Raw genomic sequence first — 21865 nt, forward strand, 5'->3', positions numbered from 1 at the left:
GTACCGTTGATGGTCAGGAGCACGGTCGAGGAGGCGGTGCTGGCGCTGTAGGCGTTGGCGGCTGTGCCGGTGGTGGAGAGCTGGGTCGAGAGCGCCTGGTTGGCGATCGACTTGGCCTGGTCCACGAGCTTCTGGATCGAGGTGATGCCCTGGTTGGCGGCCTGGATCGACTGGATGCCGTTGGAGACGCCGTCGAGGAGCGAGTTCAGGCTCGAGGAGCGTCCGTCGAGGGCCTGGGAGGTGAAGAAGTTGGTCGGGTTGTCGAGGGCGGAGTTGACGGTCTTGCCGGTCGCGAGCCGGTTCTGGGTGGTCGCCATCAGCTGGGCGGTGTCCTGCAGCGAGAGCAGGTTCTGACGCGTGGCGGCCGACAGGGTGATCGAGGACATAGGTCTTATCTTTCTGATTTGATGCACCCGTTTCTCGGGTACACCAGTAATCGTCCTCCAAACGTTTCGCGGGGGTTAAATCAATTGCCGACTCCCAGTGTGTCCGAAGTGATCGTTAATGAATCGATCCTTCAGGCGCTAAGTATTTACGGATCGCGGAGCGTGTTCAAGATCTATTAACCATCCGCAGCCATAAGCTGTGACGCAAACCAAATCTGTCGCGCCTGCTCGACCGGTGCCGATCCGGTTCGGTCGGCGCGGCGGGTACGGGGCGCACCTTGCAGGGAGCTCAGATGTGATCGCTCAAGCGTCCGGTGATGTTGGCGCCGCGACCCCTTCCGCGTCGCCGAAGTTGCCCCATGTGGCGATCGCGATCCCCTGCGGGACCATGGTCCACGCGGACTTCGCCGTGAGCCTCGGATCGATGATGCACTCGCTCGGCGAGATGCCGATGTCGATCGTCGTCGGGAAGTCGTCGATCGTCGCCGATGCCCGCAACCTCGGCCTCGAATACGCGCAGAAGTACGGGGCGGAGTACGTCCTGTTCATCGACAGCGACATGACCTTCCCGAAGGACGCACTCCTCAAGCTCCTCGTGCGGCAGGTCGACATCATCGGCGCGACCTATTCCCGCCGCACCGCCCCGTTCCACTTCCTGGGCGACATCCTCCCGGAGCAGCCGGCCGACGCGCCGAAGGGTTTGCTGGAGATGTCCCGGATCCCGACCGGCTTCCTGCTGATCAAGTCCACGGTCTTCGAGAAGCTGAAGAAGCCCTATTTCCGCTTCCGCGTCGACGAGGAAGCCGGCGTGAACATCGGCGAGGACTTCGACTTCAGCGACCGGGCACGCGCCGCCGGCTTCCGGATCTGGTGCGATCCGTATCTCAGCAAGGAGCTCGGCCATATCGGCGAGCAATCCTTCAAGCTCTGACAGCGTTCCGCGCCGCGGCGCGCGACGCCCGACACGGTGAGGCGTGGGAATGAGGATCGCGATCATCACGCCGTCGAGGCTCAAACCCTCGACCCTGGCCGGAAAGGCCGGCCATTACTTTTTGGAGCACGCGATCGCGAGCGCCAACGCCCAGGAGCTCGACCGGCCGGCGACGATCCACTTCTTCGTCGGGATCGACCCCGGGATCGAGATCCCGGCGCGGCTCGCCGCGCACCCGCAGGTCACCTTCGCGCGCGGCCCGCAGAGGGGCCAGATCCCCGCGCTGAACGCCGCCATCGCCGCCGTCGACGACAGCTGGGACCTCGTCGGCTTCCTCGAGGACGACGATCACTGGCTGCCCGCCTATCTGGGCTTCGCGCTGAGGGCCCTCGAGAGCTTCGATTTCGTCTCCTCGACGCAGCTCGAGACCGACGAGGCCGGCGAGGTGGTGCGGATCAACGACTTCGCGACGCCGTCGGGTTGGCTGATGCGGCGGACCACCTTCGCGCAGGTCGGCGCGATCAGCCCGGCCGCGAAGTGGCATTACGACAACGAGTGGCTCGGCCGCCTCGCCGAGACCGGCCTGCGCCGCGCCCACCTCGTCGAGGCGACGGCGCCCGTCACGCTGCAGGACGCGATCCAGGTCCGTCCGTGGCTCGCCAACGTCCTGCGCAACGGCGGCCCCAACGTGCAGCTCGTGCGGCACGGTTTCGTCCTGCCGCTGGTGTGCCGCCTCGTGCATCCAGGCTCCGGGACCTCGGATGTCGGCTCGGGCGGCACCTCCAAGGCCGAGAGCAACGCCGAGTACCAGCGGCTGGTCGACCGCTTCGGCCGCATCCCCTGGTGAAGGCGCCGGGTGGAGCACCCGACGCCCGCAGCCTCCCTTGCCGAGGCGGCCGACCTAGGCGGTCCGCCCCCGAGCCCGCCCCCGCAGCGCGTCCTGGAACGCGGCGAAGACTCGGCGCATCTGCGGAGCCTTGTAGGGAAACAGCTCCGCCGAATCCATGTCGTGGACGACCATCCCGGTATCGGCCTCGAAGATCAGCAGACGGCCGTCCGCGCTCTCGGCGCAGTCGATGATCAGGTAATCGAGGCCGATCCTGCGGTGGATCTCGGCGAACGCGGCGCGGTGGCGCTCGGCGAAGTCGGTGTCGAACGTGGCCATGGCGGCGGCCTCGACCTGCCGCTTCACCGGATCCTCCAGCATGCCGGCGTTGAGGTAGTGGATCATCCAGTGATCGCGGATGGCCATGTGGCAGAGGTAGGGCACACCGTCGATCAGTACGATGCGCAATTTCCGATAGAGGCCGTCGGGACCGCGGTAATCGCAGAACTGCGTGACGTAGAACGCCTCGGCCTCCGTCTGCGCGAGGTAGAGATGCAGGTCCTCCGACCGGTCGATCTTCTGGAGGTCGTTGCCGGCGTGCGTGTCCAGAGGGCGCACGAGGAGCGGGTATGTCGGGCCCTCGGCTCTGCGGGACGCCGCGGCGCTCAGGATGGAGCGGCTCACGCGGACGACCTCCGGCGCCAGGATCCCATCCGCCCCGCGGAGCGCGTCCGCGATCCCGTGGCGGGACGTCTTGAGGACGTGGCGCGGGTGATTGACGATCGGCCGCGTCCACTGGTCCGCCGCCGCCGCGAGGGCTTCCAGGAGCGGCTCGGCGGCCCGCGCGTAGGCGATGCCCGTGACGATGACGTCGTGCGCCGGCAGGCCGTGCGGGATCGGCTCGCCGGGGCGGAGATAGAGGTAGGTAAGGCCGAAATCGCCGTCGTTCAGCAGGAAGTCGATCGGCGTGTTGGCCATGAGGTCGCCGGCCGTGACCAGGACGAGGACGCGGATCCGCGCCTGATCCGGGTTCGAGCGCAGCGAGAAGACCCGCTGTCCGTCCAGCACCTCGCTCTGGAGTGCGAGCCCCTCGGTGAAGCGGTGCTTCAGCAGCAGGATCGTCGCCATGTCCAGCGCCGTCCCGGCGTCGAGGGCGGAGTCTCCGCCCTCGGCGAGGATCTCGGCGGCCAGGGCGGCCATGTCGGCGCCCTCGAAGGCCGCCCGGATCAGGCGGGCCGGGCCGATCATCGGGTTCGGGTTGTCGATCCCCGCAACGTGCGCTTGCATCAGAGCCTCCGAGCCGTGGGGTCGCCGCAGCGATCCCGGAACCGCGATCAGGTGTTTCGAATCGCGCTCCGCGGCACGACGAACGCACTCTGACCGCACGGAGGTTTACGAAGCGCTAACCATGTTCTCGGTTCACAGGCGGCAGTTCCGGCCGCGACGCGGAGGCCGTGCGCGCGCGTCAGGCGTGCCTCACTCGCGCCGCGGCGCGGCGCCCGCGCGCCGGAGGGCGTCGGCCAGCGCCCCGCCGGGGGCCGCACCCGGGCTCGGTCGGCTCCGCGGCGCGTCCTGCCTCGGCTCGGCCGTCCTCCGGGCCTGCTGGCCCGGCTCGACGGGATCGTCGAGCCGCAGCGACAGCGCGATGCGCTTGCGCGGGACGTCGACGCTGAGGACCAGCACCCGGACGACCTCGCCGATCCGGACGACCTCGGTGGGCGACGCGATCCGCCGCCGGGCCATCGCCGAGATGTGGACGAGCCCGTCCTGGTGGACGCCGATATCCACGAAGGCCCCGAAGGCCGCGACGTTGGTGACGACACCCTCGAGCTGCATCCCGGGCTTCAGGTCCCCGATCGTCTCGACGCCCTCCTGGAAGCGCGCCGTCTTGAATTCCGGCCGCGGGTCCCGCCCCGGCTTCTCGAGCTCGGCGATGATGTCGCGCACGGTCGGCAGGCCGAAGCGCGCATCGACGAAGGGCTCCGGCGCGAGGCGGCCGAGGAGGGCGGCGTTGCCGAGCAGGACGTGGATGTCGCTCTTCGTCGCCTGGAGGATGCGGCGGACCACCGGATAGGCTTCCGGGTGGACGCCCGACCCGTCGAGCGGGTCGTCACCGCCCTGGATGCGGAGGAAGCCGGCGGCCAGCTCGAAGGTCTTCGGGCCGAGCCCCGGGACCTTCTTGAGCGCCGCCCGCGTGCGGAACGGGCCCTGGGCGTCGCGGTGGGCGACGATCCGCGCCGCCATCGCGCCGCCGAGGCCGGAGACCTGCGCCAGCAGGGCCGGGGAGGCGGTGTTGACGTCCACCCCGACCGCGTTGACCGCGTCCTCCACCACCGCCGAGAGCGACCGCGACAGCTTCGCCTCGCTCACGTCGTGCTGGTACTGCCCGACGCCGATCGACTTGGGGTCGATCTTGACCAGTTCCGCCAGGGGATCCTGGAGGCGCCGGGCGATCGACGCGGCGCCGCGATGGGACACGTCGAGGTCGGGCAACTCCTTGGCGGCGATCTCGGAGGCCGAGTAGACCGAGGCGCCGGCCTCGGAGACCACGACCTTCGCCAGCGGCAGGTCCGGGTTCGCCGCGATGATCTCCGCGGCGAGGCGCTCGGTCTCGCGGGACGCGGTGCCGTTGCCGACGGCGAGAAGCTCCACGCCGTGCAGCCGGCAGAGCCGGCCGAGCGTCGCGACGGCCTCCCGCCAGCGCCGCTGCGGCTCGTGCGGGTAGGTCGTCTCCACCGCGACGACCCGCCCGGTCCGATCCGCCACCGCGACCTTCACGCCGTTCCGGTAGCCCGGATCGAGCCCCATCGTCGCCCGCCCGCCCGCCGGAGCGGCGAGGAGCAGGTCCTTGAGGTTCCCGGCGAAGACCGATACGGCCTCGTCCTCGGCCCGCTCGAACAGCCGGCCGCGCAGGTCCTGCTTGATCCCGGCCCGGATCTTCGTTCGCCAGGCCGTGCGCACCGCGTCGAGAAGCCACGCATCGCCGGGACGCCCCCGCGCCGCGATCTCGAAGCGGCGGCAGATCGCCATCTCGAAGGGCCCGGGAAGGCCCGGCGCCGACTCCTCCCCCTCCGCGGCGAAGCCGACGTCGAGGACCTCTTCCCGCTCACCGCGGAAGATCGCCAGGATCCGGTGCGAGGGCATGCGCTCCAGCCGCTCGCTCCAGTCGAAGTAGTCCGAGAACTTCGCCCCCTCGTTCGCCTTGCCCTTGCGCACCTGCGAGACGAGCTGGCCGGTCCGCCAGTAATCCGCCCGCAGGCGCCCCACGAGGTCGGCATCCTCGCCGAAGCGCTCGATCAGGATGGCGCGGGCGCCCTCCAGCGCGGCCTCGGTGTCCGGCACGCCCCGCGCGTCCGACACGTAAGCGGTCGCGACCGCTTCGGGCGCGCGGTCGGGACGGCTCAGCAGGGCCTGGGCCAGCGGTTCGAGGCCGGCTTCGCGGGCGGATTGCGCCTTCGAGCGCCGCTTGGGCCGGAAGGGCAGGTACAGGTCCTCCAGCCGCGCCTTCGTGTCGGCGGCGTCGAGGGCCGCCGCCAGGGGCGGGGACATCTTTCCCTGGGCCGTGATGCTCGCGACGATCGCGGCGCGCCGCTCGTTGAGATCGCGCAGGTAGGACAGGCGCTCCTCCAGCCTGCGCAGCTGCGTGTCGTCGAGGCCGCCCGTATTCTCCTTCCGGTAGCGCGCGATGAACGGCACGGTCGCGCCGCCGTCGAGGAGCGCGACGGTGGCCGCGACTTGCGCCTCCCCGACACCGAGTTCCTCGGCGATCAGAGCGTTCACGGATTTCATAGGTTCTCCGACTGGGGTCGCGGCGACGGACGGGCTGCCTGGGTGGAGCGCCAAGCCGTCGGAAACAAGGCACCGGTCAGGGGCGCGGCTGCGCGTCCGCCCCGGCCTCGGCCTTCACGGCCCGGGCACAATCCAGGATGCGGTGCCGGGCATCGGGATCCTTGATCGAGAACCACAGGGTCAGCAATTCTTCGGTCATCGAACGATCGTCCTGCGGGTCCGGATCGAAGAAGACGTCGACCGAACATCCGAGAGTCTCGGCCAGATCGCCGAGAAGGCGGCGCGACCGTTCGTTCGGGACTCTGCTGTGATCTGCCATCACGTCGATCCGCCTCGCAGCGCCACCGGGTGCTGCCGCCAGAATGCCCTCGACCCCGCCCGCAACGGGTCAGAGCATCGAGATCCAGACAATCCAGTCAAGTCCGCACGTCGCAGGCCCGTCGCGGCGTCGGCAGCGCGGATGCCGAGGCGGCTGTCATGGGGCCAGCGCAGTTCCTGGGGATAGCTGGCCGGCCGTCCGCTCATCCTGGCACGGATTTCGCACCCGATTGTTCGGGTCAGATCTCGATGGATAGCTGGCACGATGCTGAACCATCGATCTCCCCGCACTCCGTCCACGAAGACAATAGTCTTCAGCGGAACTTCGTGGCGGCCGGCGCGCCTTGACGGTCGCGAAACAACGTCATCCGGATGTCACCCGCGGATGCAAGTCTTTCGTTTCGCATGTCCCGGACAGGGAGGCGTCCGTGCAATTCGAGATACGAGAGCGTAGCCGGTCGCTGTGGTCCTGGGTTCTCGTCAACGAGACTGACGAGCCCGTTCTCGAATCGCGACGCAGCTTCCCGTCCCGCGCCCAGGCCACGGCGGCGGCCCTGGCCTTCTCCCAGCTCGTCTCCCGTGCGGGGCGCAGCCTGGGCGGCGGCCCGCGTCAGGTCGGGTTCCTCTGACGGTAGCTTGCTCCGGTCCGGTGTCAGGTCGTCCGGATCCGGTGGCGCACGAGGCTCACGAGACTCGTGGCGGCGATGACGCAGCCGACGCCCATCGCGCCGAGGCAGCTGATGGTGCGGATCGGCTCGCCGCGGGCCAGGACGATGGCCACCGCGAGCGGCAGGAGCAGGAACACGAACAGGAGGGTCATGACCGGATCCGAATGACGATGCGCGAATCTAGGACCCGAATGGTTAATCACTTCTCACGGCTCGGTCCGGCTGGCAGCTTCGGTGGACCTCACGATCGGGGCGGACCGACACGTCTTCGCGAGCGGCGCTGAGCGATCTCCGGCGCGCGCCGCGACCCGTCACTCTGCGGGCGGACGGACCGCGATCACCGTTCGCGCGCGTCGAGGCGGACGAGACGGTCGACCAAGGCCCGGTCATGCAGGAGCGCCATCCGCTCCTTCGGCGAGAGCCACGCCTGCGCCTCCGTCACCGTCTCGGCCTCGCAGATCTTGGCGGTGGCCAGGGTCTGGTCCGGATCGATCGCGCCCCGGGGCCGCCGCTGTCCGAGGGGCAGCATCCGCGTGTGGTCACGCGCGAGGTCGGGATCGGCGTGGAGGGCCGCGAGGGCATCCGTCTCGTCGAACCCGCGCTTCGCGTTGCGGGCCGCGAGGGACGCGGCGCGGACCGCGATCTCCGGCGGGGTGGCCTCTTCCGGCGTGGCGAGGAGCAGGCGTCGCTTGAGCGCCAGGCCGAGCCCGAGTTGGCCGCTCGCCCAGGAGATCGGGATCGCCAGCACCAGGCCCAGGATCGTCGGGCTCATCCAGAGGAACAGCGAGGTGGCGATCGCGAAGGCGGCGACGCCCGCCACCAGCCCCAGCAGCGTGTGCCAGCGATGACGGACGACGATGTCGCGCAGCGGGATCGAGCCGTCGTCCCGCCGCTGCGGGTTCCATCCCGTGTCCCGTCCGAGCAGGATGCCCATCACTGAGCCCGACTGGATCACCATCGCCACCGGCGCCACCAGGGCGGACAGCAGGATCTCGACGAGGCTCGACAGGACGAGCCGTCCGGCGCCGCCGCAGGCGCGCCGCGCCGGGCCGTCCAGCAGCGCCAGGATCAGGCCGAGGAACTTGGGTGCCAGCAGCACCGCCATGGTCAGGCCGAACAGCTGGAGGGCGCGGACCGGATCGAAGCGCGGGAAGACCGGCGAGAAGCCGGCGCCGCCGAAATAGTCCGGCCGCTCCGTCGCCGTCTGGAGCACCAGCAGGATGCCGACCACCAGCTGCAGCAGCCACAGCGGTGAGGCGAGGTAGCCGGCGATGCCGGTGGCGAAGTGCTGCCGCGTCGCGGGATGCAGCCCGGCGGCGCCGATCACCCGCGCGTGCTGGAGATTGCCCTGCGCCCAGCGCCGGTCGCGCACCGCCACGTCGATCAGCGAGGGCGGGCTCTCCTCGTACGAGCCTGGCAGGCGATGGAGCATGTACACCGCCCAGCCCGCCCGGCGGATCAGGGCGGCCTCGACGAAGTCGTGGGACAGGATGTGTCCGCCGAAGGGCGGCTTCCCGGGCAGGTCCGGCAGGCCGCAGGAATCCGCGAAGGCGCGGGTCCGGATGATCGCGTTGTGACCCCAGTAGTTGCCGTCCCGGCCCGACCACGCGGCGAGGCCGGCGGCGATCACCGGGCCGTAGATCCGGGCCGCGAATTGCTGGAGCCGGGCGAACAGGGTGTTGCGGTTGATGATCAGCGGCAGCGTCTGGATGATCCCGGCGTCCGGGTCCGCCTCCATGGCGGCCGCGAGCGCCACGACGGCAGATCCGCTCATCAGGCTGTCGGCGTCCAGCACGAGCATGTGGTCGTAGCGCCCGCCCCAGCGGGTGACGAAATCGCCGATGTTCCCGGCCTTGCGGTGATGGTTCTTCGGCCGGTGCCGGTAGTAGAGCCGGGCCTCGGGGCCGAGCCGGCCGCGCAGGTCGAGATAGGCCCGCTCCTCGGCGATCCAGGCATCGGGCTGGGTGGAGTCCGAGAGGACGAACCAGTCGAAATGATCGCCCAGCCCGGTCGCCTCGACCGCCTCGCGCATGGCCTCGATGCCCGCGAAGGTGCGGGCCGTCGCCTCGTTGTAGACGGGCATCAGGACCGCGGTCCGCGTGCGCAGAGCGGCCGGGTTCGGCGTCGGCCGGGGCCGGCGCAGCAGCGTCGCGAAGCCGAGCACCGCGCTGGTGAAGGCCAGGGCGATCCACGAGAAGGTCAGGCAGAACAGGACGACCAGCACGAGCTGGAGGGCGGTCGGGCTGCCGGAGACCGACACGGTCTCGACCATCTGCCAGCCGCCGAAGGCCGTGAGCGCCAGGGCGCCGCCGAACACCAGGATCCGCTCAGGCCAGGGCGTCCGGACCCGGCGCTCCGGCCGGTGACCGAGCCCCGGATCCCAGCGCGCGAGATCCTGGACGGGCATCGACAGGGGGGCCTCGGGCGGCAGATAACGGCCGCCGTCGGTCACGGTCTCGCGCCCGGAACCGGCGTCCGTCGCTGGCGGCAACATCATGGTCTCGTCCAGTCGCACGGGGGAGGCCGTTCCTCAGCAATCGGGTCGGGGTTCAGGGTGTCCAGCGAAACAGCCAGGTCTCGCTGGCCCGGGCCTGGCCGCGCCGGAGCGCGAGACGCAGCTCGCTCGCGCGCTCGCTCCCCGGATCGAGCTCGAACAGGATCCGCAGCGTCTTACGATCGGGGTACCGAAACCGTTCCTGACGCGTGATCGTCCCGGCCGAGGCGCCGAGGTCGACGTCGATGTCGCCGGGCTGGAACAGCGCGTCGCCCTCGAAATCGACGGCGAAGAGCCGGCGGTTCCCCGTGCTGCCGTGACCGCAGCGGCTGTCGCGCACCCGGGCGATCTCCGGCGGCAGCGGGTCCGGCCAGCCCTTGGACCAGTGCTGCCGGCACTGGAAGCGCATCTCCGCGCCCTTCGCGAGCTTCGCCTTGGGCCGCCAGTAGGCGAAGACGTTCTCGTTGAGCTCGGAATCGCTCGGGATCTCCAGCAGCGTGACCGCGCCCTCGTTCCAGTCGTCGAGGGGCTCCAGCCAGAGGGACGGTCGCTGCTCCCAGTGGCGCCGGTCGTCCTCGAAATCGTCGTAGGCGCGGGCGCGCTGCATGAGGCCGAAGCCCTTGGGCCCGCGATCCACGAAGGCCGAGACCTGCAGCGCCTCGGGATTGTGAACCGGGCGCCAGATCGGTTCGCCGTAGCCGTTGTGGATCGCCAGGCCCTCCACCGAGAAGGCCGCGGCGCGCAGATCGTCCACGCGGTTCCGGTCGAGGGGCCCGAACAGGTAGCTGCCCTGCATGCCGCCGAGACCGATATGGTCGAGTTCGGCGCGGGCGAAGACCGTCCCGTCGATCTGCGCCGTGGAGACGTCGCGGCCCGGCGTCAGCGTGATCTTGAACGCCGCGGTCGCCGATTCCGATTCCGCGAGGGCGTGGACGATGACCGGCTGGCCCGCCCGCGGCGCCTCGACGAACAGGGCCCGGAACAGCGGGAATTCCTCGCCGCGGGAATCCGCCGGCCGCAGGGCGAGCGCCCGGGCGTTGATGCCGAAATCCTGGCCCTCGGCGACAAGGCGAAAGAACGAGGCGCCCTGGAACAGGGCGAAGTTCGACAGCCCGTCGGCACCGTCGAACCGGGCGCGCAGGCGGAAGCCCGAGAAGGCGGTGTCGGCGGTCAGGTCGGGCAGGTCGAGGCCCGGCGCCGCGATGGCGGACTTGTCGTACCCGACCGGCTGCACCACGCCGTTCTCCACGACGAACAGCGACACCGGCGTCTCGAAGATCGAGCCGCGCAGCAGCGGCTCCAGGACGTAGCCGGTATTCCGGTCGGCCCAGACCGCGCGGCCCTCCGCGGGACGGATCGCCTCGTAGGCCTCGCGGGAGAGGTTCTTGAGAACCGTCGGCACGTCGCCGGACTTCGGGGCGGCGTAGGGGGCGGCGGCCCGGGCGCGGGCGAGGTCGGTCAGCGTGCCCGCCGCGAATGCCTCGCCGGCGCCGGGCAGGGGCGGGGCCTTCTCCGGGTCGGCCGCCCGCGCGGCTGCCGGGAGCAGGCCCGCGGCAGCGCCGAGCGCGCCCCCCAGGACGGCGCGGCGTGTCGCGGTGGCGGAGAATCCGGGGTCGATCATCATGCAGGCGGTCGTCTCACGTCGCAAGGCAAGGTGCGGGAGGCCCCGTGTATACGGACAGGCCGGCTGAACCCAGCGTTAAGCAAGCGCTTGAACCGCAAGGGGCTCCGTTGACTTAACCCGAGCCGGCTCTCTAATTCGGCCGACTGCATCGGAACGGGGGAGGCAGCATGGGATCGTTGCGAGTGACTGGCCACGGCGTGGATCTCGGCGAGAGTCTGCGCGGCCGCGTCGAGGAACGGATGTCGGCGATCCAGGCGAAGTATCTCGACTCGCACATGCACGATTCCTGCAACGGCCACGTCACGCTCCGGCGCGACGGCACAGCCTTCCGGACGGACTGCGTCCTGCACCTCGTCTCCGGCCTGACGATCGAGGCCAACGGCTTCGCGCACGACGCGCGGTCGAGCTTCGAGCAGACCGCGGAGCGCCTGGAGACCCGTCTGCGGCGCTACAAGCACAAGCTGAAGCAGCACGCGACGGGCCCGGGGGACGACGCGGCGGTCGAGGCCGCCTACGCGGTTTTCGCCGCCCCGGAGGTGGAGGAGGACGACGCCGCCGAAGGCGACGCCCACCCGCCGATCGTCGCCGAGAGCACCAAGACCCTCCAGCGCCGCACCATCGGCGAGGCGGTGACGGCCCTCGATATGACGGGATCCCCAGTGGTTGTGTTCGTCCACGCTGGCACCGGCCGCGTCAACGTCGTATATCGGCGGAGCGACGGAGCGATCGGCTGGGTGGACCCGCCGAACGCCACCGAGTGACGCCGCGGGTCGGGAGGAACGGAGCCGGAACCGGCTGGTTTCCCCGCTTATTGAATCTGGTGGGGGCGCGGCCGGAACGGCCGTCGATGCCCCTGCGACGAGGCCCGCTTCCTCGCGAACGGGCGACGGGGCAACGGTCGTTCGATGCCAGTTCTGGAATTCCTCGACCCCGACTCGGTCGTGCCGGCCCTGCGCGCCCGCGCCAAGAAGCAGGTGCTGCAGGACCTCGCCGCGCAGGCGGCGCGGCGCCTGCCCGCTCTCGGTGAGCGCCCCGTCTTCGACACGCTGCTCCAGCGCGAGCGGCTCGGGTCGACCGGCATCGGCGACGGCGTGGCGATCCCGCACGGCAAGCTGCCCGGTCTCGACCGTCTCTTCGGGCTGTTCGCGCGCTTCGACCGGCCGGTGGACTTCGAGGCGCTCGACGGGCAGCCCGTGGACATCGCCTTCCTGCTGCTCGCGCCCGAGGGCGCCGGCGCCGATCACCTGAAGGCCCTCGCGCAGGTCGCCCGCATCCTGCGCGAGCCGGGCATGCTCGCGCATATCCGGGCCGCCCGGGACGCCGGCGCGCTCTACGCGCTCCTGACGCGCTCGACGGCACCGCAGGCCGCGTGATGATCCAGAGCTTCCGAACGGCCGCCGCCCTGACCCTCGCGGCCGGCATCTCCGGCGCCGCCGCCCAGGGCGAGACCACCTGCGCGCGCGACGTCCTGGTGGCGCAGTCGATGCAGCGCCAGGCCCTCGAGCAGCTTGAGCAGGCGGACGGGGACGACGCCCAGAACTGCCGCGTCTGGCGGCGCCACGTGGAGACGATGCGCCGCGTGGCGAGCGTCTACGGCCGTTGCCTGTCCGGTTCGGAGCGCGGCGAGCGCCTCGCCCAGGTCCAGGGGTCGGACCGCGAGTTCTCGGCCGCGATCAAGGCCCGCTGCAAGGGACTGTAGGGGCGGGGGTGGCGCGCGCGGCGCGCCCTCAATCCACGCCGCGGAGCATGAGCGGCTCGGCCACCATCTTCACCGGCTTGCCGCGCCCGATCAGGATCGCCGCGCGGGAGCGTTCGGGATCGGCCTCGAAGCGCGTGCGGACCCAGCTGACCAGGAACTTCATGTATTCGGAGGCCAGGAGGCGCGCGGCCGGCGGGTTCTGCCACCAGCGATCGGCATCGAAGGCCTCGCTCACGACCGGATGCGGCAGGACGCGGTCGCTGTCCTGGAGGGCGTGGTCGAGTTCGACCAGCGTCCGCGGCATGTGGTAGTTCGAGGTCACGACCGCGACGGTGCTGAACCGGTGCGCGCGCATCCAGCGGCGCGTCTCGATGGCGTTCCCGATCGTGTTGCGCGCCCGGTAGTCGAGATCCACGCAGCAGGCGATCAGGGCGCGCTGGGTCGGGTTCAGCCGGGCGATTTCGTCGCGGCTGGTCCGCTCGTTGACCCCGGTGATGAGCAGGCGCCGCCCGTAGCCGCCCGCGAGCAGGTCGATCGCGTCGCCGATCCGCTGGGCACCGCCGGTCAGCGCGACGATCCCGTCCGCCCGGTCGGTCGGCGTCCGCTCCTGGCGGGCGAGCGCGCCGACGAACACGAGAAAGCCCGCGAACAGGGCCAGCATTCCGAGCCCGGCGCCGAGGCCGCAGGTCCAGAGCGCGATCCGCCGCCGGTCGCGCGGGCGCGCGGCGGCGCGGCGCGGGAGACCCCACTCGTGCCAAGCCCAGCCGACAACGTCGGTCGAGGGCGGATCCGATGCGCGCAGCATACGCGTGGTCATCCTCCAGAGAATCGGCGCCGATTGCGGCGGCTCGGAGGCCGGCGCGGTCGGCTGTTTCCACACCGCAACGATAAAGTTTCCAGATGGTAAACGCGCTCGGAAGACCCCCTATTTCCACGTCTTCGTGACGCAGCAGGGATCAGGCCAGGAAGCGCCGCACGGTCACGCGCGAGACGACGCCCGTGACGAGGGACGCGATGACGCCGATCAGGATTACGCTGGCGTAGCCGCGCAGGCCGATATGGAACGCGCCGAACAGCGCCTCGACCTCCTGACCGGCCGGTCCGGAGCGCGCGGCCCGGGCGAGGAGCCCGGCGATCACGAAGGCCACGAGGGCCAGACCGGCGCCGATCGCGCCGCCGCGCAGGCCCAGGCCGAAGAACCGCCGCTGGAACGCGCGGGCGATGTAGTCGTCGTCGGCGCCGACGAAATGCAGCACTTCCACCACCTCGCGGTTGCTCGCCATGGCGCCGCGTGTCGCGAAGGTCACCGCGAGGCCGGTGGCGATCAGGACGAGCAGCACGAGCCCGATCCCGATCCCCACGAAGGCGTTGGCGGCGGTCGAGAGCCGCTGCAGCCAGAGCGCGTGGTCGTCGAGGCTGGCGACGCCCGGCAGCGCCTCGACGAGGCGTGATCGCAGCCGCTTCAGGTCGGCCGCCTGGCTGCTGGAGAGCTTGAGGGCGATGAGCCGCGGCACCGGCAGGTCGGACAGGTCGAGCCCGGTCCCGAGCCACGGCTCGAGCAGGCGCTCCGCCTCGGCCTTGCTGAACACCCGCGTCTCCGCGATCCCGGGTTCGGCCTTGGCGATGCCGTCGGCGCGCGCGACGTCGGCGTCGACGTCGCGGCCGGGACCGGGCCGGACCTGGATCGTGACCTCCCGCGCCACGTCGCCCTGCCACTGGGCGGCGTTGGTCGCGACCATCTCGGCCGCGCCCGCGCAGAGGCCGGCGAGGAAGGTGAGGATCGCGATGACCGCCGCGAGGGAGCGCCCCGCCGCCGTGTCGGTGGGCACCAGCGGCGCGTTGCGGCGCAGGTTGGCCGGCATCGACGGGTCGGGCGGCACGGCCGGTCCACCGGCCTTCGTCCGCGGCATCGCCTGAGTACTCATTCCTCGATCCGCAGCCGGCCTTCGCCCAGGACCATCCGGCGGGCATCGACGGCGTCCATGATGCCGAAATCGTGGGTCGCGATGATGACCGAGGTCCCGAGCTTGTTCAGCTCCAGGAACAGGCGCAGCAGCCGCCGCCCGAGGCCCGGATCGACGTTGCCGGTCGGCTCGTCCGCGAGCAGCAGGTCGGGCCGCGCGATCAGCGCGCGGGCGATGGCCGCGCGCTGCTTCTCGCCGCCCGAGAGCAGCGGGGGCAGGGCGTGCATGCGTTCGCCGAGGCCGACCCAGCGCAGCAGTTCCACCACCTCGGCCCGGTAGCTGGCCTCGGCCCGGCCCTGGACGCGCAGGGGCAGGGCGACGTTCTCGTAGGTGGTCAGGTGGTCGAGGAGCCGGAAATCCTGGAACACCACGCCCATCCGGCGCCGGAGCCCGGTCAGCGCCTTCGCGGAGATGTCGCTCACCTCCTCGCCGAAGATCGAGACGAGCCCGCGGGTCGGCCGCACCGACAGAAGGATCAGGCGCAGCAGCGTCGTCTTCCCGGCGCCGGACGGGCCGGTCAGGAACTGGAAGGAGCGCGGCGCGATGCGGAAGCTCACGTCGGACAGCACCTCCGGCCCGAGGCCGTAGCGCATGCCGACATTCTCGAACTGCACCACCGGCCGCTCCGCGCCGGGCAGCAGGCTCTTCATGCTCGCCTGTAGGTTCAAAGCCGTGCCGTATCTCGTCTGTCCGTCCCTCGGGAATCGCCGGAGCGGCGGGCGTTTTCAAGGCCTCGGGGATTTCACGGCCCCTTAACCCTGTTCGGGCACACTTCTTCAAGCAATTCACACTCCGGCCCGGTCGCGGCCGATCGATGCGAGTATGGCGCGGATGCTGATCGCCTGCCCGAGCTGCGCGAGCGAATATCGCATTGACGCCAGCAAGGTCGGCATGGAGGGCCGTTCGGTCCGCTGTGCCGCCTGCCGCGAGACGTGGTTCATCTCGCCCGCCGACGTCCTCGCCGGCCACGAGGCGGAGCTCGCCGCGCAGGCCGAGACCGATCCCCTCGCGGACGCGGCCTGGGAGGAGGCGACCGCCTCGGTGCGGAATGCCACCGACGTTCCGGCGCCCGAATCCCGACGGTCCGCCAAGCGCAAGTCCGCCGGAAAGGCCGCCGGGAAGGCGCGCCGCGCGATCCCGGGTCTGACACCGTCTCTGGCTCTCGGCCTGACGCTCCTGGCGGCGATTCCGCTCGTCTGCCTCGCCCGGACCAGCGTGGTCCGAGCCGTCCCGCAGACCGCCTCCCTGTTCGCGCGCATCGGCCTGCCGGTGAACGTGCGCGGGATCGAGATTCGCGACGTCGTCGCCTTCAACAACCCGGCCGAGGACGACAGTCCCGCGGAACTCGTCGTCGAGGGCGACCTCGTCGGCGTCGCGCGCTCGGACGCGCCCGTCGCGCCGCTGAGCGTCGAGATCCGCGACGCCGGCGGTCGGACGATCAAGACCTTCACGGTCGCGCCGCCGCGGACGATCCTCGCCGCGACCGAGACCGCGCGATTCCGCGCGAGCCTGCCGTCGCCGCCGGCCGCTGGGCGCGCGGTGGTGCTGCGTTTCGCCGACGCGTCCGCGACCCGCTCCGACCCTCGGGTGGCGGCGGCGGATCGGTGAGGCAGGTCCGCGCCGGCAATTAGCTCAGGTTGCGCCTCTCCCGCGGATCGGCAACCTTCTCGACGGCGCTCCCGTTGCGGGCGTGAGCGTCGGCCGACGTCGGCGCATGGGATCGCCGTGCCTTGAGTGTTCGCGAAACCGTTCCCATCGTCGTCGAGACGACCGACTCGGTCGATCAGAAGCGCGCCTTCGACTACTGGCGCAGCACGGCACTGGCGCGCGTCGACGCGACGCCGCTGGCACCCGACATCCCGTTCGCGGCGGGTCGCCGGCTCGCGATCACCCGTCACGGCGCGATCCTGCACACCCTGAGCAAACCGATCGGGGTCGAGCGCACGACGCAGCACGTGCGCCGGGACGGGCGCGACGACATCGCGATCGTGCTCCTCGTCCAGGGCAGCGGCTACATCGAGCAGGGCAACAGCGGCGCCGTGCTGGGCGCCGGCGACATCGCAGTCCATGCCATGGACCAGCCCTTCGCGATCGGCAGCCGCGATTCCTACGAGGAGATCCGCCTCCAGGTGCCGCGCGCCGCCTTCGTGAGCCAGGTCGGCAGCGTGCACGCCTTCGCCGGGCGCGGTCTCCGCGCGACGCCGCTCAGCGGCCTGTTCGCGACCTATCTGCGGTCGTTCTCCGAGACGGTCGGCGGTATGTCGGAGGCGGAAGCCGGCATCGCCCTCGAGGGCGTCCTGCACCTGCTGCGCGCCCTGGCCGACCGCCAAGGCGAGACGGCCGGCGACGAGCTGTCCGGGGACGCCGTGCGGGCCCTGGCCCTCGCCCATATCGAGCGCCGACTGCACGATCCCGCCTTCGGGCCGGAATCGCTGCCGACGGCTCTGCGGGTCTCGCGAAGCCGCCTCTACGCGGCTTTCACCGGCGACGAGGGCGTGGCGGCGAAGATCCGCGACGCCCGGCTCGACCGGGCCTACAGGCGGCTCCGCGGCGGCACGCGGATCGGGTCGGTGATGACGAGCTGCGGCTTCACCGACGCGGCCACCTTCAGCCGCGCCTTCCGCCGCCGGTTCGGCGTGGCGCCTCGGGACGTGCTGGAACGCCGCCCCTGACGGAGTCAGATGCGGCTGCCGCGCGGGTCGGAGACCGTCCGTCCGGGCGCGACCGCGCCCGCGAGCCGCTGCGCCACGCCGATGAACCCCAGGCCGAGGCGGATCGCGACGACGCCGACCCGCGCGATCCGGATCTGCCCGGGCAGCTGGCGCGGGCCGATCGGGCGGTAGGCGAGGCGCGGGCTGGCGCGCTCCGCCTCCGCGATGGCCTGACCCAGCGGGAGGGACGCGATGCGCCGCGCCTCCGGCGGAACGATGCCGATCGCCCGCGCCCAGCCGTCGCTCCGCGCGAGCGCCCCGCGCCCGTGCATCTGGCGGAATCGCCGCCGCCAGAGGTAGCGCCGCACGGCGCGCTGGAAGGTCTCCATCCGAGCATCGCAGAGCGCGTCGGGCTCCTCGCAGCGGGAGCGGATCGTGTCCGCTACGCCGCCCGGCGCGCGCCCGGCGAGGCGGGCCGAGATGGTCACGCAGACGTCGGTGGCGTGCCGGACCCGCAGCCCGTGTTCCAGCAGCCGGGCGATGAAGGCGCCGTCCTCGCCGAGCGGGATCTCGGGCATGCCGCCGACGGCGAGGTACGCGCTGCGGGTCACCGCGAGGGTCGCGCCGATCGCGGTCCGGTGGCAGGGCCAGGGGTCGTTCGGATCGGGATCGATCCGCGCCTCGGCCTCGGTGATCAGGGCGTCGTAGGTGTCCTCCAGCCGGCCGCGGGCGGGGAGCGAGGGCGGCAGCAGCGCCGCCTCCGCCGCGTCGAGCTCGACCCGGCCGGCCACAGCGTCGGCCCCGGCCTCGATCGCCGCGCGATTGCGCGCCACCCAGTTGGGCGGGACCCGGCTGTCGGCGTCGGTCGACAAAATGATCCCCGCATTCCCCGCATCACCCAGCCAGGCGGCGGCGGCGTCCATGGCCCGGCGCCGGGCCCATCCGGCATGGGCGCCGGAAAAATTCTCGACGGACACCCGGACCGGGATCGACAGCGTCGGCACCAGCGCGGTGACGAGGGCCTCGGTGCCGTCCGTGCAGTTGTTCAGGAACAGCACGAGCCCGACGCGCCCCGATTCGGCACCCTCCTGGGCGTCGATCGCCCGCAGGCACGCGGCGATCCGCTCCTCCTCGTTGCGCACGGGCACCGCCACGATCGCATCGGGACCCGGGACGTCTGACAAAGGGGTGCTCGACACCGGTGATCATCTCCGCCGGACCCGTCGTGCGGGTCTGGATCGGGCTTATGCCGGAGCTTCCCTGAACGGGACCGGACTTGGGAGATCCGGCGACGCGCCGTCGGTCAGAGGGTCTTCTCGACGAGGCCCTCGATCCATTCCGGCTGGGTCTCGCCGACTGAGCGGCCGACCTCGGTCGCGCCCTTGTAGGCGATCAGCGTGCTCTGCATCCGCACGTTCAGGCGGCGCAGCAGCTCCTTCTGGCTGTCGAAGTCGATGTCGAAGATCTGGAGATCCTTGAAACGCGGCTCGGCCGCGAGTTTCGCGAGGATCGGCTTCTGCGTCCGGCAGATCGGGCACCACGGGGCGCTGACCGCGATCAGCACCGGCTTCCCGCCCTTCTGCGCGGCCTCGAAGGCCGCGTCCGAGAACGGCCGGATCTCGCCCGCCAGGGCAGCGGTCGGGACCCCGAGCAGGGCCGGGCCGGCGAGGGCGAGGCCGACGAGCGCGAGGACGTGACGGCGGCTCTTCATGGCGTGCGATCCTCCCGCGACCCCGTCGGCGCGGGGGGCTGCTGGTGGCGGGATGCTACGTCGCGCGCCCGGCCCCGTCCCTGTGACCTGTGCGCCCCAAAGACGGAAAGCCCCCGCGTCGGATCACATTGTCGAGACGCCGGACGGCGGCGCGTCGGACGACCGGTCCTCCGCCACGAGCGCCGCGATGTCGTCGGGATCCACCGCGTCGATCGGGCGCCGGATCTTCAGGGCCCGCGTGGGCGCGCCGGCGCGCATCACCAGCACGATCGTCTCCATGTCGGGGCAGCCCGGATCGGCGCAGGCGATCTCGTTGACCGCCAGCGTGTCGGCCTCGCCGAGGCCGAGAGCCGTCCGCAGATCCTGCTTCAGGCGCGCCGCGATCGCGGCGCGCTCCGCCGATCGGGCCCGCCACGCCTTGAGGCTCACGAAAGCCATGCGCGATGCTCGTTGTCCTGCCGTGGAAGCCCCGTTGCGAATGTGTAACACTGTTACAGTTTTCTGGGGGCGGTCAAGCGTCGCCCCATGCGCCTGAAACAACCGTCGTGTTCATCGGTCTTGTAGAGGCCGACCTCGGAAAAACCGACTGCGTTGGTCTTCGGACTCGACAGGGGCGTAGAGCTCCGGTGTGGTGTAATAGGCGCGCGAAGGATGTGAGATCTTGCGACCCTGGCGGGACGGACCGGACGACCGGCGGAGCTACCATCACGGCAACCTGAAGGAGGCCCTGCTGGAGGCCGCGCGCCGGTTCATCGCCGAGCGCGGGATCGGCGGCTTCACCCTGGTCGACGCCGCGCGGCTCGTCGGCGTGACGCCGGCCGCCTTGTACCGCCATTTCCGCGGCCGCGAGGCGCTCCTGGAGGAGCTGGCCGGGCGCGGCTTCGCGGAGCTCGCCGCGCGTCTGGCGCGGGCCCTGACGTCGCGCGGGACGCCGCTGGAGCGGTTCACCCGGATGGGTGAAACCTATCTCGCCTTCGCCGAGGAGGAGCCGGCCTACTACGCGGCGATCTTCGAGACCCGCGGGGCACCCGCCGGCGGGGCCGATCCCGACGCGCCGCCCGGCGCCCCCGGTGCGGAGGCGCGGCCGAGTCCCTTCGACCTACTGGTGGAAGCGCTGCAGGCGACCTTCGCGGACGGGTTCGGGGGCGTGGCGCCCCGCTTCATCGCCCTGGAGGTCTGGGCGCTGGCGCACGGCCTCGCTACCCTCTCGGCCGCCGGCCATCTGCCGCGCGGCCCCGGCTTCCCCGACAAGTACGAGCTGCTGCGAGCCGGAGTCCTCGCCCTGGTCCACGGGGCGGGGCGCCCCGGCGAGCGCGACGGCGGCGGTGGGCGGCCTTGAAAGGCCCCCGCCGGACCCGCATGTTAACCGCGTTCACATGAACAGCGGAGCACAGCCGTGACCTCTCAATCCTCCTCTCCCTGGGCGACCGGCAGGCTCTGCCGGTCCGGCCCGTTCCCGCGTCGGTCGCTGGAGATCGGCGCGATCGTGGTGGGCTTCATCTACTGGTGGCCGATCGGCCTCGCGCTCGTGGCCTGGAAATTCGCGGGCTACCCGGCCTTCGCCGAGATGCGGGACGCCGCGCGCCGGACGGTGTCGGAGTTCGAGGGCGGGCGCCCCGCGTCGCGCTTCGCCCGCGCCTTCGAGGCCGCGAACCGCCGCGGCGGCAGCGGGAACGCCGCCTTCGACGAGTACCGCCGGGCCGAGCTCGACCGCCTCGAGGCGCAGCGCCGCGCCCTCGAGGAAGAGAGCCGCGCCTTCTCGGACTTCGTGGAGGAGCTGAAGCGCGCCCGCGACCGCGAGCAGTTCGACGCGTTCATGGCCAAGCGCCGGACCGAGGGTGGCGGCCGCGCGGTCTGATCCTGCGACGGGGCGTCCGGGCCCATCGGCCCGGACGCACCGGTGAACGCCGCGTGCCGTCTCAGGCCGCGCGGACGCGATCGAGGAACCGCGCCACCTCGCCGTTCAGGTGCTGGGACTGCTCCGAGAGCCGCGACGCCTCGGCCAGAACCTGCCCGGCGGCCTGACCGGTCTTCTCGACGGCCCCCGCGACGCTGACGATGCTGCGGGTCACCTCGCCGGTGCCGGCCGCGGCCTGACCGACGTTGCGGACGATCTCGTGGGTCGCCGCGCCCTGCTGCTCCACCGCCGCCGCGATCGTGGTCGCCACGCCGTCGATGTCGCGGATCCGGGCCGTGATCGTCCCGATCGCCGCGACGGCCTGCCCGGTCGAGGCCTGCACCCGCCCGATCTGGCCCGCGATCTCCTCGGTCGCCTTGGCGGTCTGCTCGGCCAGCGCCTTCACCTCGGTGGCCACCACCGCGAAGCCGCGGCCGGCCACGCCCGCGCGGGCCGCCTCGATCGTGGCGTTGAGCGCCAGCAGGTTGGTCTGGCCCGCGATGGTCGAGATCAGCCCGACCACGTCGCCGATCCGCGCCACGGCCTCGCTCAGGTCCCGGACCAGCGCGCCGGTCCGGTCGGCCTCCGCGACCGCCGCCCGCGCGAGGCCGGCCGAGCCGTCGACCTGCCGGCCGATCTCCTGCACGGAGGCGCCGAGCTCCTCGGCCGCCGCCGCCACGGTGCCGACGTTGCTGGCCGCCTCCTCGGCCGCGGCCGCGACGGTGGTCGACTGCCCCGCGGTCTCGGCCGCGGTCTCCGTCATGCCGCGGGCCGTGGCCTGCAGGCCGGCCGCCGCGGTCGAGACCTGCGCGACGATCCCGCCGACGGCGTCGGCGAACCGGTCGGCGACCTGCCGCATCGCGAGGCCGCGCTGACGCGCCGCGTCCTGCCGGGCCGCCTCGGCCTC

Annotated in this window: 23 protein-coding genes and 1 pseudogene; 10 read left to right on the forward strand and 14 right to left on the reverse strand. The window is 71.6% G+C overall.

Translation table 11 applies throughout. From position 1 onward, the window contains the following. A pseudogene (locus BM314_RS28945) lies at nt 1–386 on the reverse strand (flagellar protein); the annotation flags it as partial. A 361-nt stretch (nt 387–747) separates the two neighbouring features. Here BM314_RS28945 and BM314_RS28950 point away from each other — a divergent pair. Together BM314_RS28950 and BM314_RS28955 are read left to right on the forward strand one after the other, a co-directional pair. Further along, nucleotides 748–1317, forward strand: coding sequence for a glycosyltransferase family 2 protein (locus BM314_RS28950; RefSeq protein ID WP_020093585.1), 570 nt, complete (start codon nt 748–750; stop codon nt 1315–1317). Nucleotides 1318–1366: 49 nt separating this feature from the next. Further along, the gene (locus BM314_RS28955) at nt 1367–2164 is read left to right on the forward strand and encodes a glycosyl transferase family 2 (protein ID WP_091981958.1); all 798 of its coding nucleotides are present in this window, start codon (nt 1367–1369) and stop codon (nt 2162–2164) included. Nucleotides 2165–2218: 54 nt separating this feature from the next. Here BM314_RS28955 and BM314_RS28960 read toward each other — a convergent pair whose 3' ends face one another. The 3 genes from BM314_RS28960 to BM314_RS31340 form a co-directional block, all read right to left on the reverse strand. After that, nucleotides 2219–3430, reverse strand: coding sequence for an ATP-grasp domain-containing protein (locus BM314_RS28960; protein WP_091981960.1), 1212 nt, complete (start codon nt 3428–3430; stop codon nt 2219–2221). Nucleotides 3431–3619: 189 nt separating this feature from the next. Beyond that, nucleotides 3620–5932 carry a Tex family protein gene (locus BM314_RS28965; RefSeq protein WP_091981962.1) on the reverse strand — a complete coding sequence of 771 codons (2313 nt, stop codon included), beginning with the start codon at nt 5930–5932 and terminating at the stop codon, nt 3620–3622. 76 nt (nt 5933–6008) lie between these two features. Further along, a complete protein-coding gene (locus BM314_RS31340) occupies nt 6009–6131 on the reverse strand; it encodes a hypothetical protein (protein ID WP_280141587.1) in 123 nt (40 codons plus the stop codon). 547 nt (nt 6132–6678) lie between these two features. Here BM314_RS31340 and BM314_RS28975 point away from each other — a divergent pair. Further along, nucleotides 6679–6879, forward strand: coding sequence for a hypothetical protein (locus BM314_RS28975; protein ID WP_020093590.1), 201 nt, complete (start codon nt 6679–6681; stop codon nt 6877–6879). 23 nt (nt 6880–6902) lie between these two features. Here BM314_RS28975 and BM314_RS30790 read toward each other — a convergent pair whose 3' ends face one another. The 3 genes from BM314_RS30790 to BM314_RS28985 all read right to left on the reverse strand — a co-directional run bounded on the left by BM314_RS30790 (nt 6903) and on the right by BM314_RS28985 (nt 11036). After that, on the reverse strand, nt 6903–7070 hold the full coding sequence (locus BM314_RS30790) for a hypothetical protein (RefSeq protein WP_020093591.1): 168 nt from the start codon (nt 7068–7070) through the stop codon (nt 6903–6905). Between the two features lie 185 nt (nt 7071–7255). Further along, entirely contained in the window at nt 7256–9415 is a 2160-nt protein-coding gene (mdoH, locus tag BM314_RS28980; protein ID WP_170868210.1) for a glucans biosynthesis glucosyltransferase MdoH, read from the reverse strand. Nucleotides 9416–9467: 52 nt separating this feature from the next. Then, nucleotides 9468–11036, reverse strand: coding sequence for a glucan biosynthesis protein D (locus BM314_RS28985; RefSeq protein ID WP_091981965.1), 1569 nt, complete (start codon nt 11034–11036; stop codon nt 9468–9470). 167 nt (nt 11037–11203) lie between these two features. On the opposite strand from BM314_RS28985, the gene BM314_RS28990 reads away from it, so the two are divergent. The 3 genes from BM314_RS28990 to BM314_RS29000 all read left to right on the forward strand — a co-directional run bounded on the left by BM314_RS28990 (nt 11204) and on the right by BM314_RS29000 (nt 12735). Further along, nucleotides 11204–11797 (forward strand): ribosome hibernation promotion factor, encoded by a 594-nt coding sequence (locus tag BM314_RS28990; protein WP_026605000.1) that lies wholly within the window; start codon nt 11204–11206, stop codon nt 11795–11797. A 144-nt stretch (nt 11798–11941) separates the two neighbouring features. Continuing rightward, nucleotides 11942–12409: a PTS IIA-like nitrogen regulatory protein PtsN gene (ptsN, locus tag BM314_RS28995; protein WP_020093595.1), complete on the forward strand. Its 468-nt coding sequence runs from the start codon at nt 11942–11944 to the stop codon at nt 12407–12409. Then, nucleotides 12409–12735: a hypothetical protein gene (locus tag BM314_RS29000; protein WP_091981969.1), complete on the forward strand. Its 327-nt coding sequence runs from the start codon at nt 12409–12411 to the stop codon at nt 12733–12735. The genes ptsN and BM314_RS29000 overlap by 1 nt, the downstream gene beginning before the upstream one ends. 28 nt (nt 12736–12763) lie before the next feature. On the opposite strand, the gene BM314_RS29005 is transcribed toward BM314_RS29000, so the two are convergent. From BM314_RS29005 to ftsE, 3 genes are all read right to left on the reverse strand, one after another. Further along, nucleotides 12764–13540 (reverse strand): YdcF family protein, encoded by a 777-nt coding sequence (locus BM314_RS29005; protein WP_091981971.1) that lies wholly within the window; start codon nt 13538–13540, stop codon nt 12764–12766. Between the two features lie 151 nt (nt 13541–13691). Then, on the reverse strand, nt 13692–14660 hold the full coding sequence (locus tag BM314_RS29010; protein ID WP_091981974.1) for a cell division protein FtsX: 969 nt from the start codon (nt 14658–14660) through the stop codon (nt 13692–13694). After that, entirely contained in the window at nt 14657–15349 is a 693-nt protein-coding gene (ftsE, locus tag BM314_RS29015; protein ID WP_020093599.1) for a cell division ATP-binding protein FtsE, read from the reverse strand. The genes BM314_RS29010 and ftsE overlap by 4 nt, the downstream gene beginning before the upstream one ends. A 181-nt stretch (nt 15350–15530) precedes the next feature. Here ftsE and BM314_RS29020 point away from each other — a divergent pair, with 181 nt between their 5' ends. Then, nucleotides 15531–16307, forward strand: coding sequence for a zinc-ribbon domain-containing protein (locus BM314_RS29020; RefSeq protein ID WP_042670636.1), 777 nt, complete (start codon nt 15531–15533; stop codon nt 16305–16307). Between the two features lie 122 nt (nt 16308–16429). Further along, entirely contained in the window at nt 16430–17371 is a 942-nt protein-coding gene (locus BM314_RS29025) for a helix-turn-helix domain-containing protein (RefSeq protein ID WP_091683334.1), read from the forward strand. A 5-nt stretch (nt 17372–17376) separates the two neighbouring features. Here the strand turns inward: BM314_RS29025 and BM314_RS29030 are convergent, their stop codons facing one another. The 3 genes from BM314_RS29030 to BM314_RS29040 all read right to left on the reverse strand — a co-directional run bounded on the left by BM314_RS29030 (nt 17377) and on the right by BM314_RS29040 (nt 19499). Continuing rightward, nucleotides 17377–18504 (reverse strand): glycosyltransferase family 2 protein, encoded by a 1128-nt coding sequence (locus BM314_RS29030; protein ID WP_244540081.1) that lies wholly within the window; start codon nt 18502–18504, stop codon nt 17377–17379. A gap of 149 nt (nt 18505–18653) precedes the next feature. Then, nucleotides 18654–19061: a thioredoxin family protein gene (locus tag BM314_RS29035; RefSeq protein ID WP_091981979.1), complete on the reverse strand. Its 408-nt coding sequence runs from the start codon at nt 19059–19061 to the stop codon at nt 18654–18656. Nucleotides 19062–19184: 123 nt separating this feature from the next. After that, on the reverse strand, nt 19185–19499 hold the full coding sequence (locus BM314_RS29040) for a hypothetical protein (protein ID WP_020093604.1): 315 nt from the start codon (nt 19497–19499) through the stop codon (nt 19185–19187). A 223-nt stretch (nt 19500–19722) separates the two neighbouring features. Between BM314_RS29040 and BM314_RS29045 the strand changes: the two genes are divergently transcribed. Together BM314_RS29045 and BM314_RS29050 are read left to right on the forward strand one after the other, a co-directional pair. Continuing rightward, a complete protein-coding gene (locus BM314_RS29045; protein WP_091981982.1) occupies nt 19723–20400 on the forward strand; it encodes a TetR/AcrR family transcriptional regulator in 678 nt (225 codons plus the stop codon). Between the two features lie 57 nt (nt 20401–20457). After that, complete coding sequence (locus BM314_RS29050; RefSeq protein WP_091981984.1) at nt 20458–20919, forward strand: DUF2852 domain-containing protein; 462 nt, start codon at nt 20458–20460, stop codon at nt 20917–20919. Between the two features lie 61 nt (nt 20920–20980). Here the strand turns inward: BM314_RS29050 and BM314_RS30795 are convergent. Then, nucleotides 20981–21865 (reverse strand): methyl-accepting chemotaxis protein (locus BM314_RS30795; protein ID WP_244540082.1); only part of this gene is annotated, 885 nt, incomplete at its 5' end.

It is taken from the genome of Methylobacterium sp. 13MFTsu3.1M2, assembly GCF_900112625.1.
Lineage (GTDB): Bacteria > Pseudomonadota > Alphaproteobacteria > Rhizobiales > Beijerinckiaceae > Methylobacterium.